Origin of the sequence: Oceanobacillus caeni, assembly GCF_042678465.1 — a bacterium.
Classification (GTDB): domain Bacteria; phylum Bacillota; class Bacilli; order Bacillales; family Amphibacillaceae; genus Oceanobacillus; species Oceanobacillus caeni.
This window is the reverse complement of the sequence record NZ_JBHTKV010000034.1, coordinates 12,926-27,946: the sequence shown is the minus strand read 5'-3', so window position 1 is coordinate 27,946 and position 15,021 is coordinate 12,926. Positions and strand designations below refer to the sequence as shown.

Below are 15,021 nucleotides of genomic sequence, written 5' to 3'. Positions count from 1 at the left end.
TGAGGTTAATAGGTTTGAGGTGGAAGCGTGGCGACACGTGGAGCTGACAAATACTAATCGATCGAGGACTTAACTAACTTCTTTTGATGTTATAATTTACTCTTATTTAGTTTTTAAGGTATAAAATTCCTTATTAATCTTGACTAAAATTGGAAGAACAATTATAATAATGATTGTTGCTGATTTTATCAGAGATAACCTAATTAAATAAAAGTTGTCTGGTAGCGATGGCGGAAAGGTCACACCTGTTCCCATACCGAACACAGAAGTTAAGCTTTCCAGCGCCGATGGTAGTTGGGGTTACCCCCTGCGAGAGTAGGACGCCGCCAGGCAATAAATACAAAAAAGGCAAGGTATGCATATCTTGCCTTTTTTGTATTTCGTGAAAGTATAAAGTTTTGCAAAAGGCTATTCTGACAAACCTAATTTTCCTAAAAGATAATAAACCAATACAAAATAAATGAGATTCTATTAAAAATATGCTAAATTTAAATAGGTCAAAAGACTGCAATTGCTTCTAAATGATATCAGGCTCAAATATGAATGATTTTTACAATTTGTACAAGAATAAGAGGAGCCTTTCTATAAAGGAGGAAACGAAATGGCAACGGAAGAAAAAGAGGTAAAGAAAGCAAGTGAAGGCGATACGATAAAAGTAGTTAAAGGTGAACAAAAAGGAAAAAAAGGTAAAGTACTTCTAGTAAGAGAAAACTCTGTTATCATTCAAACTGGAAAACATCAAGAAACTGGGGAGCCAATCAAAACAGTAGTGAATCATAAGAACTATAAACGTGTTAAGTAATAGAGAATATAACACAGGATGTAAAAGGCTAATTAGTTTATCTTTGGTGGATAAAAAATAAATTAACAAGTTAAAAGCATATCAAATCCAAAAGTGATTGGTATGCTTTTTTCGTTGAATATCAAAGTGTTCGGATTTAGGTTTTCCTCTTTGTTTAGGGATTCGTCACTCGATATAGTTAATTATTTAAACAATTAAATATTAGATATTAAAAGAATTCGGGATAAAACAAACCACTTTTAAAATGAAAAACCGCATGAAATCAATTTTAAAAACTTGATCTCATGCCGATTATTTTTTGAATATGTTCTATAGAAGTATGTTATTTCATGTGTTTCTCCACGATCAGAACTACCAGGGTATTCGTAGGTTATTTAATTTACCATTTCCACTTTTGGTTCTTTTACCATCTCTACAAATAATTCCAGAAATCGGTTATCATCGGTAAGTTCTGGGTGAAAGGAACTAACTAGAATATGATCTTGTTTTGCAGCAACAATTTTCCCGTCATATGTAGCCAAGATTTCCACATTCTTTCCCGCCGATTCGATATAAGGAGCACGAATGAAAATGGCGTTAAATGGATCGTTTAAACCCCTTACATCTAGCGCAGTTACAAAACTATCGACCTGTCTACCAAATGCGTTACGCTTCACACTAATATCCATTAAGTTTAAATGACTCGTATTAGAATCGATAATTTCCTTTGCTATAAGAACCATACCGGCACAAGTTCCAAATATAGGTATTCCCTTATTTGAGAACTCCTTAAGAGGTTCAAAAAATCCATAACGATCAATAAGTTTTCTCATCGTTGTGCTTTCCCCACCTGGAAGAATTAGTCCATTCACATCTTTTAGTTGTTCGGGTTTCTTTACAATAAGACTTTGTAATCCTAAATCATGAATATGTTTAACGTGTTCTTCAATTGCTCCTTGAAGCCCAAGAACACCAATTGTTAATTTAGTCACATCCTGCTAACAAAACTATAACAGTTTCACTTTTCTGTTTACCATCCACGCTCTTGCATTCTATCTTCGTTTCCTAGTTTAGATATTTCTATTCCTTTCATTGCAGATCCTAATTCCTTAGATAATTTACCAATTAAATCATAATCCGTATAGTATGTTGTTGCTTGAACGATAGCATTGGCAAATTTCTCAGGACTCTCTGATTTGAAAATACCTGATCCAACGAATACACCGTCAGCTCCAAGTTCCATCATTAATGCTGCATCTGCTGGGGTTGCGACGCCACCTGCTGCAAAGTTAACGACGGGTAATTTTCCTGCTTCTTTAATTTGTTTTAATATCTCATATGGTGCACCAAGATTTTTCGCTTCTGTCATTAATTCGTCATCATTCATTCTGACTACCTTACGTACTTGGGCATTTACTTTACGCATGTGACGAACAGCTTCAACAATATTTCCTGTTCCTGGTTCTCCCTTTGTACGAAGCATAGATGCACCTTCACCGATACGACGTGCTGCTTCACCTAAATCACGGCATCCGCAGACAAATGGAACGGTAAAATCACTCTTCAATAAATGGAATTCCTCATCTGCAGGAGTTAAAACTTCACTTTCATCTATGTAATCAACACCCATAGCCTCTAACACTCTGGCTTCAGTAATATGTCCGATCCGTGCTTTTGCCATTACCGGAATAGATACGGCATTCATGACTTCTTCCATAATTCTTGGGTCAGCCATTCTAGCAACGCCACCAGCTTTACGAATATCAGATGGCACTCTTTCTAAAGCCATAACTGCAACTGCACCAGATGCTTCCGCAATTTTTGCTTGTTCCGCGTTTACAACGTCCATGATGACGCCACCTTTTTGCATTTGAGCCATTCCACGTTTTACTTCCTCAGTTCCTAATAATTTTTCCAATTAATCCAACTCCATTCTCTTTTCAAAATATATATTACATTATAAAAATAAATGTGATACTATTGGAAGTGTCAGTTTTTAATTAATTGAAGGGGTCAATTGAAAAGGAGTATAAAAATGGAGATGTTATCTTGTCATTTAAACCGATCAAGTAAAGTACCATTATATGAACAATTATATAATTTTATAAAAAACGAAATCATTGAAGGAAGAATAGAATACGGGGCTAAGCTTCCATCTAAAAGGAAATTATCTGAGTTTCTTAGAATCAGTCAAAATACGGTTGAGACGGCTTATGATCAATTACTAGCAGAAGGTTATGTCGAAAGTATTCCGAGAAAAGGTTATTTTGTATTAGCATATGAAGAATTAGAATATGTTCAGCAAAATGAAATAAAAGTGGGTGAAAAGGAAGTAGAGGAGGAAAGATTAACGTATCATTTTCACCCAAGTTGGATTGACACGGAAAATTTTCCCTTTAAAAAATGGAGAAAATATGCAAAAAATATGATTGATGAGAACTATCATTCTTTACTTTTATTAGGAGATATGCAAGGGGAATTGGAACTGCGACAGGAAATCGCACAATATTTATATCATGCTAGAGGAGTTCAATGTACACCTGAACAAGTCATCATTGGTGCAGGAAGTGAGATTTTACTACAGCAATTGATTCTTTTATTTAAGAGGGACACCATTTATGGAGTAGAGGATCCTGGATATCACATCATCTCAAAATTGCTGAAGAACAATGAAAAAGAAGTATATCCTTTACGAGTGGATGGGGATGGAATTAAAGTAAAGCAAATAGAAGATACAAATATTGATATCGTTTACGTTACACCTTCTCATCACTTTCCCTATGGCTCTGTTCTTTCCGTCAATCGAAGGATGCAATTATTAAAATGGGCTAGAGAATCGGAGAATCGATATATCATTGAAGATGATTATGATAGTGAGTTTCGGTATAGTGGTAAGGCTATTCCTTCTTTGCAAAGTATGGACCAAGCAGGAAAAGTAATTTATCTTGGATCGTTTTCCAAGTCACTTATTCCATCTTTGCGAATTAGTTATATGGTTTTACCGAAAAAGTTATGGAAGAGATATAAGGAAGAATTGTCTTTTTATCAATGTACTGTTTCCAGAATTGATCAGCATATCTTAACAGAGTTTATGAAAGAGGGCGACTTTGAAAGACATTTAAATCGAATGAGGAAAATTTACCGTAGAAAATTAGATAAAACGTTAGAGTTAATAAAACCTTTTAAAGAAATACAAGTGATTGGAGAACAATCCGGCCTTCATATTGTACTAGTTATAAAAAATGGGATGAGAGAGGAAGAGCTAGTAGAAAGAGCAAGGGAATCAAAGATTACTATCTATCCATTGTCCTATTATTTTCTTGAAAAGTGGGATAAAAATCCACCGATGATTATTTTAGGGTTTGCTGGTATTCCCGAGGGCGAATTGGAGAAGGCCATTCATTTATTATTTAATAGTTGGGGATTAGAGATGGGCAAATAGTTCGAGCAATTATTCATTTAATGATGTATTCGTTTTTACTGAAACTGCCAAGGAATTCGTTCGGTAAAATTTGAGTAAAAATGTAGTGGAAAAAGATTTGTAGTTATAATAGTTAAAAAATCCTTCCGAAAAAAATGAGAGGTTTCATCAAATTTTTTCGATTAGGAGGTTTAAAACTTTCTGCTTTTGGGAATAGCAGTTGTTGTTAGAAAATTTCATTTTAAGTAGCTATAGTAAAATGCCAAGTTTTCTAATGTTTGATGCTATAAAAAAGAATAGCTTAGGGGGAAGAAGAGTGGAAAGAAATGAATTCTATTCAAGTATACCAAAACATTTATTGGGCGCCTTCTATATCTACATAAGTAAAAATATCGAGAAAGGGATTAAAATTAAAAAGATGAGAACTGAATTAGGCATAATTGAAAAGGAAGTAAGTAAAAGAAGAATGACCATTAGCGAACTGATTAAAGAAGGGGAAAGTTTCATTCAATTGAAGGTGCTTAAATAACCTAGCTCTATACAATAGAGCTTTATGTATTCAAATGCTCATTAATTCACAATTATAACTAGAAAATAATTGAAACCTTTATATATATACTTTCGTATGAAAAGGTATCATGATCAAATGGGGGATTGCAAAATGAAAAAGAGCATTACACTACTTTTACTTACGTTTGCCTTTTTGGGGCTTGCAGCCTGTAGTAGTGGAGATAAGGAAGTAAATGAGATTTATAACAAAGCTTTAGAAGCCGCAGAAGAAATGAACAGTGCAGAAGTAGATATAGAGATGAAACAGGAGATGAGTGTGCCTCAGGAAGAAGATGCCATGGTAATGGAAAGTCAAATGTCAGGAGCTATTATTACTGAACCACTCGCCATGCATCAAAAGGGAACAACTTCTATTTCGATGGGAGAAGAAATGGATGAGCCGATGGAAATGGAGCAAGAATTATATTTCGTTGATAACGAAATTTACAGTTATGACTCCATAACGGAAGAATGGTTAAAAATGGATGATTCTACAATTCCTATGGATTTCATTAATACAGAACAAATGGACACATCAGACCAGTTAAACATGTTTAAAGATTATGTAGATAATCTAAAATATGAAGAAACCGATGAGGCCTATATATTCCAATTCTCCCCTAATCAAGATGAAGTAAAAAATTTAACAGAAGATTTGCTCAAAGAGATTATACCAGAGGAACTCACTTCTCAAATGGGTGAAGAAATAACAGAAGTTCTTGAAAATACAGAGATTAATGATTTAGAAGTAGAAATATCGATTAATAAGGACTCCTATCAAATTGAGAAGTATCATGTAGATATGGATATGAAAATGACTGTTGAAGGAGAAGAAATGAATATTAAACAGAATGTGAATACTGTTTATCGTAATATAAATACAATTGAACATATTGAAATTCCTAAAGAAGTAAAAGAATCGGCAAAAGAAGTATCGGAATTTGAGTAGAAAAAAAGTCAACCATTTTGGCGAATGGTTGACTTTTAAATTTTAAGGAAAGACACGAACATGACCATTATCTGTAATTTCCACAGTCGAATAGCTTTCAAATGTTTTTACGTTCGTTATTTCGCTTCTTAGGGGGTTATTCGAATAAAAATAGAGATAAACCATATCCGGTTTATCTCATATTTTCATTACTTTTCCTTTACAGGTTTTCTCCAAACTCCTAATACAACTGCTGATATAATCATACCGATTGCTAAAGAAAGCAAGAAAAGAAGTGGTTTTTCTGCTAGTGGAATAACAAATATTCCACCATGAGGTGCTGGGATAGCAGTACTAAAGAATTGTGTTAGACCTCCGGCAATTGCAGCACCAAGAACAGAGGAACCTATTACACGTAATGGGTCTGCCGCAGCAAATGGAATAGCCCCTTCTGTAACAAAGGAAAGCCCCATTATATAGTTAGTAAGACCAGATTTTTTCTCTGATTCTGTAAATTTGTTTTTAAATAATGTAGTAGCTAAAGCGATAGCTAGTGGTGGAATCATCCCACCGGCCATAATTGCAGCCATTAAACTTCCATCACCAGTATCTGTGAAAATACCGATAGAAAAGGCATAAGCGGCTTTATTAAATGGTCCTCCCATATCAATTGCCATCATAGCACCTAGAATTGCTCCTAAAATAACAGCATTTCCAGTACCTAGGTTTTCTAAGAATGTTACCATAGCCGTATTAATGGTTGCAAAAATAGGACCGAAAATAAAGTACATTAGTAATCCTGTTACGAATAGACCTAACACTGGATAAATAAGGATTGGTTTTAGGCCTTCTACTGACTTCGGTAGACGATGAAATACTTTCTTAAGCCAAACAACAACATAACCAGCCAAGAAACCGGCAACTAAACCACCAAGAAAGCCCGCGTTACTATTAACGGCAATTAAACCACCAACCATACCGGGCATAAGTCCCGGACGATCAGCAATACTTAGGGCAATAAATCCAGCAAAAATCGGTATTAGGAAATCAAATGCATTTCCACCGAGATCGTTTAAGAAAGTAAAAATCGTACTCTCACTTCCAACAAAACTTTCCACTAGGAAGGAGATAGCAATTAAAATACCACCACCGACAACAAATGGAAGCATATGGGAGATTCCATTCATAATGTCTTTATAAATGCCACCCCATACCGAATTTGATTTTTCTTCGTTATTATCTGTTTGTTTCTCACCGTTATTACCTTGGTAAACAGGGGCATCTTTATTGACTGCCTTCGTAATTAACTCCTCTGTTTTATTAATTCCATCTGAAACAGGGCGTTGAATGAGATGTTTTCCGTTAAAACGTTCAAGGTCGACTTTTTTACTTGCTGCAATTATAACAGCATTGGCACGTTCAATTTCATCCTTGGATAGTGAATTTTTAGCTCCGTCTGACCCTTGGGTTTCCACCCGAATATCGACATTCATTTCTTTTGCTTTTTTCTTTAAAGCATCCTCTGCCATATACGTATGGGCTATTCCTGTGGGACAAGCGGTAATTGCGACTACAAATGGTTTCGTTCCATTTGTTTCCTTTTCTTCATCCGCACGTTCTTCTTGTTCTACTTCTTCTTGCTCCTCATCAAATAAAGCATGGATTTCTTCTGGAGTTTTGGCGTTTTTTAAACTGTCGACAAATTCCTTATCAATTAATTGACGAGATAAAGCGGCTAATGTTTCTAAATGAGTGTTATTTGCTCCCTCTGGTACAGCAATCATGAAGAAGAGGTAAGCAGGTTGTCCGTCAAGTGATTCATAATTGACACCTTTGTTACTTTTTGCGAATAAAACAGTTGGTTTTTCCACTGCTTTGTTTTTAGCATGTGGCATGGCAATACCATCACCAAGTCCTGTTGATGTTTGTGCTTCTCGCTTTAAAATAGCTTCTTTGAACTCAGTTACATCTGTGATGACACCATGTTTATCTAGACTTTCAATCATCTCATCAATGACAGCTTCTTTCTCAGTTGCTTGAAGGTCAAGGAGCATGATGTCTTTTCTAAGTAAATCGGTTATTTTCATGACTATCTCCTTTGTTAAATTTCTTTAATTTCTATTTGATTGAGAAGGGAAAGGATTGTTTCCTTTTTCGCTAAATCATCTGAAAAAGCTGTTGCACTTCCACAAGCAATTCCCATTTTAAATGCAGATATTGGATCCTGATTTTTGGTGAATTCACCGATAAATCCAGCAATCATGGAATCTCCTGCACCTACGGAATTTTTTACGTTTCCCTTTGGATTGAATCCTTGATAAATTCCATTATTAGTAAATAGTAATGCACCGTCACCTGCCATCGATACAATGACATGCTTCGCTCCCATTTCTAGTAATTTTTTACCATAAGGGATTACATCTTGAATAGTATTTAAACTTACATGGAATAGCTCGGATAACTCTTCACGATTCGGCTTTACTAAAAGCGGTTGATAAGAGAGTGTTGCTTTTAAATCTTTACCGGTCGTATCAATTACAAATTCCGCTTGTGCTTTTTTTACCTTTTTAACCATTTCTTCATAAAAATCTTCTGATAGGGATGGTGGTTTACTCCCTGATAAGATAACCGTATCCTTTTTATTCACGTTGTCTAACCTTGATAAAAGCTCATTGGCCTCAGATGGTGTAATAGTAGGGCCTTGACCATTAATTTCAGTTTCAACGTCAGATTTGAGTTTAATATTGATTCGAGTATCATCGGAAATGGAGATGAAATCTGAATGAATCCCATCTTTGTTTAACCGATCATTTATGAAATTACCTGTGAAACCTCCAAGAAAACCAATTGCTGTTGTATCACTTTCTAATTCCGTTAACACTCTTGAAACGTTGATGCCTTTTCCACCAGGAAATTTTGCATCGTCGTTCATTTTATTTAATTCACCTAGATGAAAAGGGTTAACGTGAACAATGTAATCAATAGAAGGGTTCAGTGTTATCGTATAAATCATCATTTTGCCTCCAAAATTGTTGTTTTTTCCTTAAATAATGATAGATCTTCTTTGGAATCATTTGTTATGATTGTCACATCTTCTAAGTCAAACAAATGAACAAAATTGACCTTATTCCATTTTGTATGATCAGCCAATATATAGGTCATGGAGGAGTGTTGTTGTGCCATTTTCTTTATGGCTGCTTCTTCAGGATCAGGGGTCGTTAAACCAAATTCGATGTCTATACCGTTTACCCCAAGAAAGGCTTTATTAAAACGAAACGATTGCAGGTTCGTTAAACTTGTAGAACCAACCATGGCTTTAGTGCCTTGCTTAATTCTTCCTCCAATCAATATCGTTTTAATTTGTTTATCGATTAGTAGAGAAGCATGTTGGATTCCATTGGTTACTACTGTAATATTCCCTTTTTCAATGAAATCTATCATGGCCATTGTTGTCGTACCGGCATCTAAGAAAATAACATCATTTTCTTCTATTAGTGATGTAGCCACTTTTCCGATTACGGATTTTTCTTGAACGTTTTTGAGTGACTTTTCACTAACAGTTAATTCCTCATCAATTTGATATATGCGTTTCGCTCCTCCGTGGATGCGCTTAATTTTCCCTTCGTTATGTAGGGTTTCAAGGTCTCGGCGAATCGTTGACTCCGAACAGTTTAATGCTTTCATTAAGTCTTGGGTTTTTACGATTCCTTGCCTTTTTACCATGTCTACTATTATGGGATGTCTTTCTTCGGTTAACATAGCATAACCTCCCACGCAGTATTTTAACACCAAAAACATTCAAAAACAATCAGTAAATACCATCTTGTTTAAACGTTTTTGGGGAAATTTGAATTCAGAAAAAATAATTAATTGACACTTTTAAAAACTTATATTATTATGTTAAAAAACAATTTTTAATATAAAAGGAGAATCGACATGAACCGCATCCAACAATTAAAAAATAATAACATTCTCATTATTAACTTAATTAGCTAGGACTGAAACATTTCCATTAAATATATGGTAATTGTTTGAGTCCGTTTTGCGTATTAACTTTTGAAGCGGCGCTCAAGCAATTAAGTTAAGCGCCCATCCATTCCGGAGGGCTTTTTATTTTCCCTAAATTTAATAGAAACAATCAATTCACGTAAATTAGGAGGCAAAAGGATGAAGAAATCAACAAAAGAATATTTGGTAGATAGAACATATAAAGCTTCGATCGGACTAGCAAATGCGGTTCTCGTAACATTAGGGATTGGCCTTCTAATTGAAACTCTAGGAAATTTTACAGGCTGGCAAGGATTTATAACGGTTGGGATGGCAGCGCAATTAATGCTTGCTCCGGCAATTGGTGCAGGTATAGCGTATCAACTAGGTGGAAATACACTTATCATATTTAGCGCGATGGCCACTGCAACAGTTGGTGCTGGAGCATTAAATATAAATGCAGATGGATCGTGGGTTCTTACCACAGGACAACCTATAAGCGCGGTAGTAGCAGCTGTACTTGCGATTTATGTTGGTAAAAAGGTAGCAGGAAAAACAAAGCTAGATATGATGGCAATTCCGTTCGCTGCCATATTTGTAGGAGGAGTTTGCGGAGTTGGTATAGCAGCAATTGTTACACCATTACTAGAACTGATTAGTGCACAAATAACGAATGCTGTGTCAGGCTCACCATTGATTGGGGCTATGTTGATTTCTCTTGTATGGAGTGTTTTCCTTATGTCTCCTGCATCTTCCGCGGCAATTGCAATCGCACTTCAATTGGACCCGGTTTCGAGTGCGGCTGCTTTGATTGGATGTACCGCACAGTTTGCTGGATGGACGGCAATGTCGTTTAGGCAAAACGAGGCTGGTGCAAATATCGCACAATCTTTAATTACACCAAAAGTACAAGTTCCGAACTTAGTAAGAAATCCAAAATTAGTAATTGGACCATTCTTATCGGCTATCATTTGTGCACCAATAGCAATACTTGTTTTTAATTTCCAAGTACCATATCAGTTAGCTGGATTAGGTTTGAACTCACTAATTGCCCCAATTAATATCATAGTCAACCAAGGAATCGGAGTTTTCCTAATGTACATTGTTATTAGTGTAGTTCTACCAGCTGTTATTTCTGTAGCTATATATCATGCATTGAAACTAAAAGGCTGGGCCGAAACTGGTGATCTAAAAATGGAAGTACAATAATAAAAAAACTAAGGCACTTTACCAACCCTTTGGTGAATGCCTTAGTTTTTTTAAAAGAACGGTACAAATCACATATTAGGGCACTTGCCTAATATAATAATTAAAAAGTATATCAACTATGATAAGGGAAAATATAAAAATGAATAAATCATTTTGAGGTGGAAAGATGAAAGATAAGCTTTCAAGTACCATGTTAAATATAGATAATGTAAAGGTCTATTGTGAATATGTTTGTAATGAAAATCCACCAGTTATCCTTATTCATGGTTTTGTGTCTTCCACTTATACGTTCAATAAAATCATTCCCCTTTTAGAAAAAGACTTCTCCATTGTTGCAATAGATCTACCTGGTTTTGGGAGAAGCGAGAAGTCTATATCATTTTTTTATTCTTATGAAAACTATGCAAGATTAGTAATAAAAATTATGGACTACTTTGGTATGGATGCCGTTTGCATTGTTGGTCATTCGATGGGAGGTCAAATAGCCCTTAATATTGCAAAATTAATTCCAGATAAGGTAAAGAAATTATTTTTAATAGCCAGTTCCGGTTATTTAAAAAGCTCGAACAGGTTATTAGTGTATTCTTCCTATTTACCTTTCTTTAGTTTGTATGTAAAAAGAGCTATTAATAGTCGTAGTGTGATGGATAGTTTAAGAAATGTATTTTATAACCAATCCAATATTACTGCCGACCATATAAGAGAATTCGAAAGACCTATAAAGGAGAAAAACTTTCCCAAATCCCTTATCCGTTTGTTACGTCATCGTGAAGGAGATTTATCTTCTTACGAGTTGTGTAAAATTAACACCCCTACCTTACTTATATGGGGGGAAGATGATCGGGTGGTTCCATTACGTATAGGAAAACGGCTAGTTCAAGACTTACCGAATGCAGAAATAATTACTTTTAAGGAAACGGGGCATTTAGTGTCAGAGGAAAGACCAAATGAAGTTTCAACTCTTATTTCTTCTTATTTAATTTAAAGGACTAATTGCTCAACGATCTTAAATGTAGTTTAATGTATGTTATATTGTAACTATTATTTTTCAGGTATAAAGGCTAAGATTACAATAAAATTGATATAATTGGTATAATAGCTAATGAATACTCCCACCACTTAATTTTCTAACAAAAATTTGAAGTAGGGGTTTCAAACGATCGAACATACATGGATGAACGCTTAACGTTGGCGGACGAATAAACATATATTTTCTGGTACAAAAAGGCGATTCACCTCCTACTTACTCATTGGGTTACCCCTTACACATACCTTGAGGATGGGAGTCCTCTCGCCTAATAATAATAGAAAAACGACATAGGAGAGATAGTATGATTACAATTAATAAGGCAGAGAATATATTTTATGTTGGGGATGATGTAAAGGAGCCAATTGCAGAGTTAACATTTAATCAGTCTAGTGGCAATAATATTGTGGTAGATCATACTTATGTATCTGATGAACTTCGCGGTCAAGGAATTGCTGGACAACTAGTAGAAAAAGTAGTTGCCTATGCACGTGAAAATAATAAGAAAATTATTCCGTTATGTCCATACGTGAAGCGGAAATTAGAAGAAACTCCAGAATATCACGATGTGCTTTCCGAAAAGTAAATTAAAGAGAGGTGCGATTGGCGAATGTATCTAACTGTACAGGAAACTGCAGATTATTTATCTATGCCAGTAACAAAGGTTTCTGCATTAGTACTGCAAGGACGAATACGTGCAATCCATGATGGTGAGCAGTACCTAATTAATCAAAATCAATTCACCACGCATTTCGAACAAGTAGAAAAATATCGACTAATGATTCAGGAATACCTAAATGAACCTATTCCTGATGATATTGATGTGAAAGATGAAGATTAGAAAAAAAGTGAAGTGAATGCAAAGCTTAAAAGCATTCACTTCACTTTTTTATTTGCATGAATTAGTAATGCACAGGAACAATAAGAGTAAATAATGTTAAGCGGAGGATGAATCATGAAGTTTAACTATTTAATACCTATCGTATTAGGGATATTTTTTTCCTTTTTTATGACGGAACAATTATTGGCGGAGGAAAATAAAGAGGGTATCGAAGTAGGGAATAAAGCGCCTGATTTTGAAATAGAAACGTTAAATGGAGAAAAAGTAAGCTTGTCTGATTATAAAGGAAAACCAGTCATGCTTAATTTCTGGGCAACTTGGTGTCCACCTTGTCAAGTTGAAATGCCAGACATGCAAAAATTTCATGAAAAACATGAAGTAGTCGTTTTAGCTGTTAATTTATTAGACACAGAAATGAAAAGGGATCATGTTCAAAAATTTGTGGATGAATTTGGCATGACCTTTACCATTGGGCTAGATGGGGATGGGGCCGTTTCAAGCAAATATCGAATCAATCCCATTCCTACGACTTATATGATTGATTCAAAAGGGATTATTCGGCATAAATCGCTAGGAGCTATGCCATACGAAACAATGGTAGAGCATTTAAATAAGATGGATTAAAAAATATTTTGAATTGAACGGTAACTTATGCTACAATGAAATAGAATTTAATAACGAATATATTCCTTCGGGGCAGGGTGAAATTCCCTACCGGCGGTGATGAAGCAATGCTTCAAAGTCCGTGACCCGTGCGGTTATGATACCAAGCGGTGGATCTGGTGAGAATCCGGAACCGACAGTTAAAGTCTGGATGGGAGAAGGAATTTTAGAATGGCGTATTTTGGTCTATACTGTATTTGTATAGGTTAAAAATGCTTTATTTTGCTAACTAAAATTCTAACCTTTTAGCTCTCGATGGTATTACTGTCGAGAGCTTTTTGCATTTATTTAAATATCTTATACCCCTGATGAAGGAATAAAAGGAGGGAGATTTGTGTTCACAGGTATTATTGAGGAAATTGGAACTGTAAAAAAGATCCAAAAGGTTTCTGATCAAGCTGTAACGATGACTATTTCTTCGAGTAAAATTCTTGAAGATGTCGGGTTAGGCGATAGCATCTCAGTAAACGGTATTTGTTTAACCGTTACTCATTTCACATCTGATTATTTTGAAGTCGATGCCATGCCAGAAACGATAAAAGCTACATCGTTAAACAGTCTAAAAAAAGGATCTTCCGTAAATTTAGAAAGGGCTATGGCAGCGAATGGAAGATTTGGCGGGCATTTTGTCTCTGGACATATTGATGCTACAGGGAAAATAGTTAAAAAGAAAAAAGAACAAAATGCTATTTATTACGACATAGAAATTCCCAACGACTTAACCAAATACATCTTGCCTAAGGGTTCCATAACAGTGGATGGAACTAGTTTAACTATATTTGGAATCCAAAAAAGTATTTTTACGATTTCCTTAATTCCACATACTGCAAAAGAAACGATTCTTGGCGAAAAAGAAGAAGGAGATATTGTAAATATTGAGTGTGATATGCTCGCAAAGTATGTTCAAAAAATGCTTCAAAACGATGATCACGAGCAGAAAGTAAATCGAATAAGTAAAGACTTTTTACAACAAAATGGCTTTATGTAAAGGAGTGAAAAAATGCATACAATTGAAGAGGCTATAGCTGATTTACAAAAAGGAAAACCAATTATTGTAAGTGATGACGAAAATCGAGAAAATGAAGGAGACTTTGTTGCTTTATCTGACAGAATAACACCAGAAGTCATCAATTTTATGATTACCCATGGAAAAGGACTTGTATGTACACCGATAGAAGAGAAATTGGCAAAAAAATTAGGTTTGTATCGAATGGCTAGAGAAAACACCGATCCACTTGTTACAGCTTTTACAATATCCATCGATCATATAAAGACAACAACTGGTATAAGTGCTTATGAGCGAGCATTAACGATTCGCGCATTAATGGAAACGGGGGTAAAAGAAGAGGACTTTAAAAAACCTGGACATGTTTTTCCCATCATTGCTAAAGATGGTGGTGTTCTCACACGCCCAGGTCATACAGAGGCTGCTGTGGATTTGGCGAAATTAAGTGGAGCTTTTCCATCCGGGGTTATTTGCGAAATTATTAAAGAAGACGGAACAATGGCTCGAATGCCTCACTTAAAAACGTTGGCAAAAAGGTTTGATTTGAAATTTATTACGATAGCGGACTTAATTGCTTATCGAAAGAAAACAGAAATGATCATTTCTTAG

15 protein-coding genes, 1 rRNA gene, 1 pseudogene and 1 riboswitch are annotated in these 15,021 nt (G+C 35.3%); of the genes and pseudogenes, 12 read left to right on the top strand and 5 right to left on the bottom strand.

The genetic code is table 11. The features are described 5' to 3' along the window. The first annotated feature begins 217 nt into the window (after positions 1 to 217). Both rrf and ACFQ18_RS16255 read left to right on the top strand, forming a co-directional pair. A 5S ribosomal RNA gene (gene rrf / locus ACFQ18_RS16260) occupies positions 218 to 332 on the top strand. 269 nt (positions 333 to 601) lie between these two features. Then, positions 602 to 802, top strand: coding sequence for a DUF2187 family protein (locus tag ACFQ18_RS16255; protein ID WP_204798672.1), 201 nt, complete (start codon positions 602 to 604; stop codon positions 800 to 802). 374 nt (positions 803 to 1,176) lie between these two features. Here ACFQ18_RS16255 and pdxT read toward each other — a convergent pair whose 3' ends face one another. Further along, positions 1,177 to 1,773 carry a pyridoxal 5'-phosphate synthase glutaminase subunit PdxT gene (gene pdxT / locus ACFQ18_RS16250; protein WP_060668455.1) on the bottom strand — a complete coding sequence of 199 codons (597 nt, stop codon included), beginning with the start codon at positions 1,771 to 1,773 and terminating at the stop codon, positions 1,177 to 1,179. A gap of 38 nt (positions 1,774 to 1,811) precedes the next feature. Next, complete coding sequence (pdxS, locus tag ACFQ18_RS16245) at positions 1,812 to 2,699, bottom strand: pyridoxal 5'-phosphate synthase lyase subunit PdxS (RefSeq protein WP_047185734.1); 888 nt, start codon at positions 2,697 to 2,699, stop codon at positions 1,812 to 1,814. Positions 2,700 to 2,816: 117 nt separating this feature from the next. Here pdxS and pdxR point away from each other — a divergent pair, with 117 nt between their 5' ends. The 3 genes from pdxR (at position 2,817) to ACFQ18_RS16230 (ending at position 5,700) form a co-directional block, all read left to right on the top strand. Then, positions 2,817 to 4,223: a MocR-like pyridoxine biosynthesis transcription factor PdxR gene (gene pdxR / locus ACFQ18_RS16240; protein ID WP_204798673.1), complete on the top strand. Its 1,407-nt coding sequence runs from the start codon at positions 2,817 to 2,819 to the stop codon at positions 4,221 to 4,223. A gap of 295 nt (positions 4,224 to 4,518) precedes the next feature. Beyond that, a complete protein-coding gene (locus ACFQ18_RS16235) occupies positions 4,519 to 4,731 on the top strand; it encodes a hypothetical protein (RefSeq protein ID WP_128723430.1) in 213 nt (70 codons plus the stop codon). Between the two features lie 132 nt (positions 4,732 to 4,863). Then, positions 4,864 to 5,700: a DUF6612 family protein gene (locus ACFQ18_RS16230; RefSeq protein ID WP_204798674.1), complete on the top strand. Its 837-nt coding sequence runs from the start codon at positions 4,864 to 4,866 to the stop codon at positions 5,698 to 5,700. A 188-nt stretch (positions 5,701 to 5,888) separates the two neighbouring features. Here the strand turns inward: ACFQ18_RS16230 and ACFQ18_RS16225 are convergent, their stop codons facing one another. The 3 genes from ACFQ18_RS16225 to ACFQ18_RS16215 are packed head-to-tail and all read right to left on the bottom strand — an operon-like array spanning position 5,889 to position 9,438. Beyond that, entirely contained in the window at positions 5,889 to 7,766 is a 1,878-nt protein-coding gene (locus tag ACFQ18_RS16225; RefSeq protein ID WP_204798675.1) for a PTS fructose transporter subunit IIABC, read from the bottom strand. 14 nt (positions 7,767 to 7,780) lie between these two features. Beyond that, a complete protein-coding gene (gene pfkB, locus ACFQ18_RS16220; protein WP_047185729.1) occupies positions 7,781 to 8,692 on the bottom strand; it encodes a 1-phosphofructokinase in 912 nt (303 codons plus the stop codon). Then, entirely contained in the window at positions 8,692 to 9,438 is a 747-nt protein-coding gene (locus ACFQ18_RS16215; protein WP_047185728.1) for a DeoR/GlpR family DNA-binding transcription regulator, read from the bottom strand. The genes pfkB and ACFQ18_RS16215 overlap by 1 nt, the downstream gene beginning before the upstream one ends. A gap of 408 nt (positions 9,439 to 9,846) precedes the next feature. Here ACFQ18_RS16215 and ACFQ18_RS16210 point away from each other — a divergent pair, with 408 nt between their 5' ends. The 7 genes and pseudogenes from ACFQ18_RS16210 to ribB form a co-directional block, all read left to right on the top strand. Next, positions 9,847 to 10,875: a PTS transporter subunit IIC gene (locus ACFQ18_RS16210; RefSeq protein ID WP_047185727.1), complete on the top strand. Its 1,029-nt coding sequence runs from the start codon at positions 9,847 to 9,849 to the stop codon at positions 10,873 to 10,875. 166 nt (positions 10,876 to 11,041) lie between these two features. Next, positions 11,042 to 11,860 carry an alpha/beta fold hydrolase gene (locus ACFQ18_RS16205; RefSeq protein WP_204798676.1) on the top strand — a complete coding sequence of 273 codons (819 nt, stop codon included), beginning with the start codon at positions 11,042 to 11,044 and terminating at the stop codon, positions 11,858 to 11,860. Positions 11,861 to 12,206: 346 nt separating this feature from the next. After that, positions 12,207 to 12,488 (top strand): GNAT family N-acetyltransferase, encoded by a 282-nt coding sequence (locus tag ACFQ18_RS16200; RefSeq protein ID WP_145523822.1) that lies wholly within the window; start codon positions 12,207 to 12,209, stop codon positions 12,486 to 12,488. Positions 12,489 to 12,512: 24 nt separating this feature from the next. Next, complete coding sequence (locus tag ACFQ18_RS16195) at positions 12,513 to 12,743, top strand: excisionase family DNA-binding protein (protein ID WP_047185724.1); 231 nt, start codon at positions 12,513 to 12,515, stop codon at positions 12,741 to 12,743. 114 nt (positions 12,744 to 12,857) lie between these two features. Further along, positions 12,858 to 13,367: a TlpA disulfide reductase family protein gene (locus tag ACFQ18_RS16190; RefSeq protein WP_047185723.1), complete on the top strand. Its 510-nt coding sequence runs from the start codon at positions 12,858 to 12,860 to the stop codon at positions 13,365 to 13,367. A gap of 59 nt (positions 13,368 to 13,426) precedes the next feature. Next, a riboswitch (FMN riboswitch) is annotated at positions 13,427 to 13,573 on the top strand. A 167-nt stretch (positions 13,574 to 13,740) separates the two neighbouring features. Then, a complete protein-coding gene (gene ribE, locus ACFQ18_RS16185; RefSeq protein WP_060668445.1) occupies positions 13,741 to 14,394 on the top strand; it encodes a riboflavin synthase in 654 nt (217 codons plus the stop codon). A 12-nt stretch (positions 14,395 to 14,406) separates the two neighbouring features. Continuing rightward, positions 14,407 to 15,015, top strand: a pseudogene (gene ribB / locus ACFQ18_RS16180) (3,4-dihydroxy-2-butanone-4-phosphate synthase); the annotation flags it as partial. Positions 15,016 to 15,021: the final 6 nt, after the last annotated feature.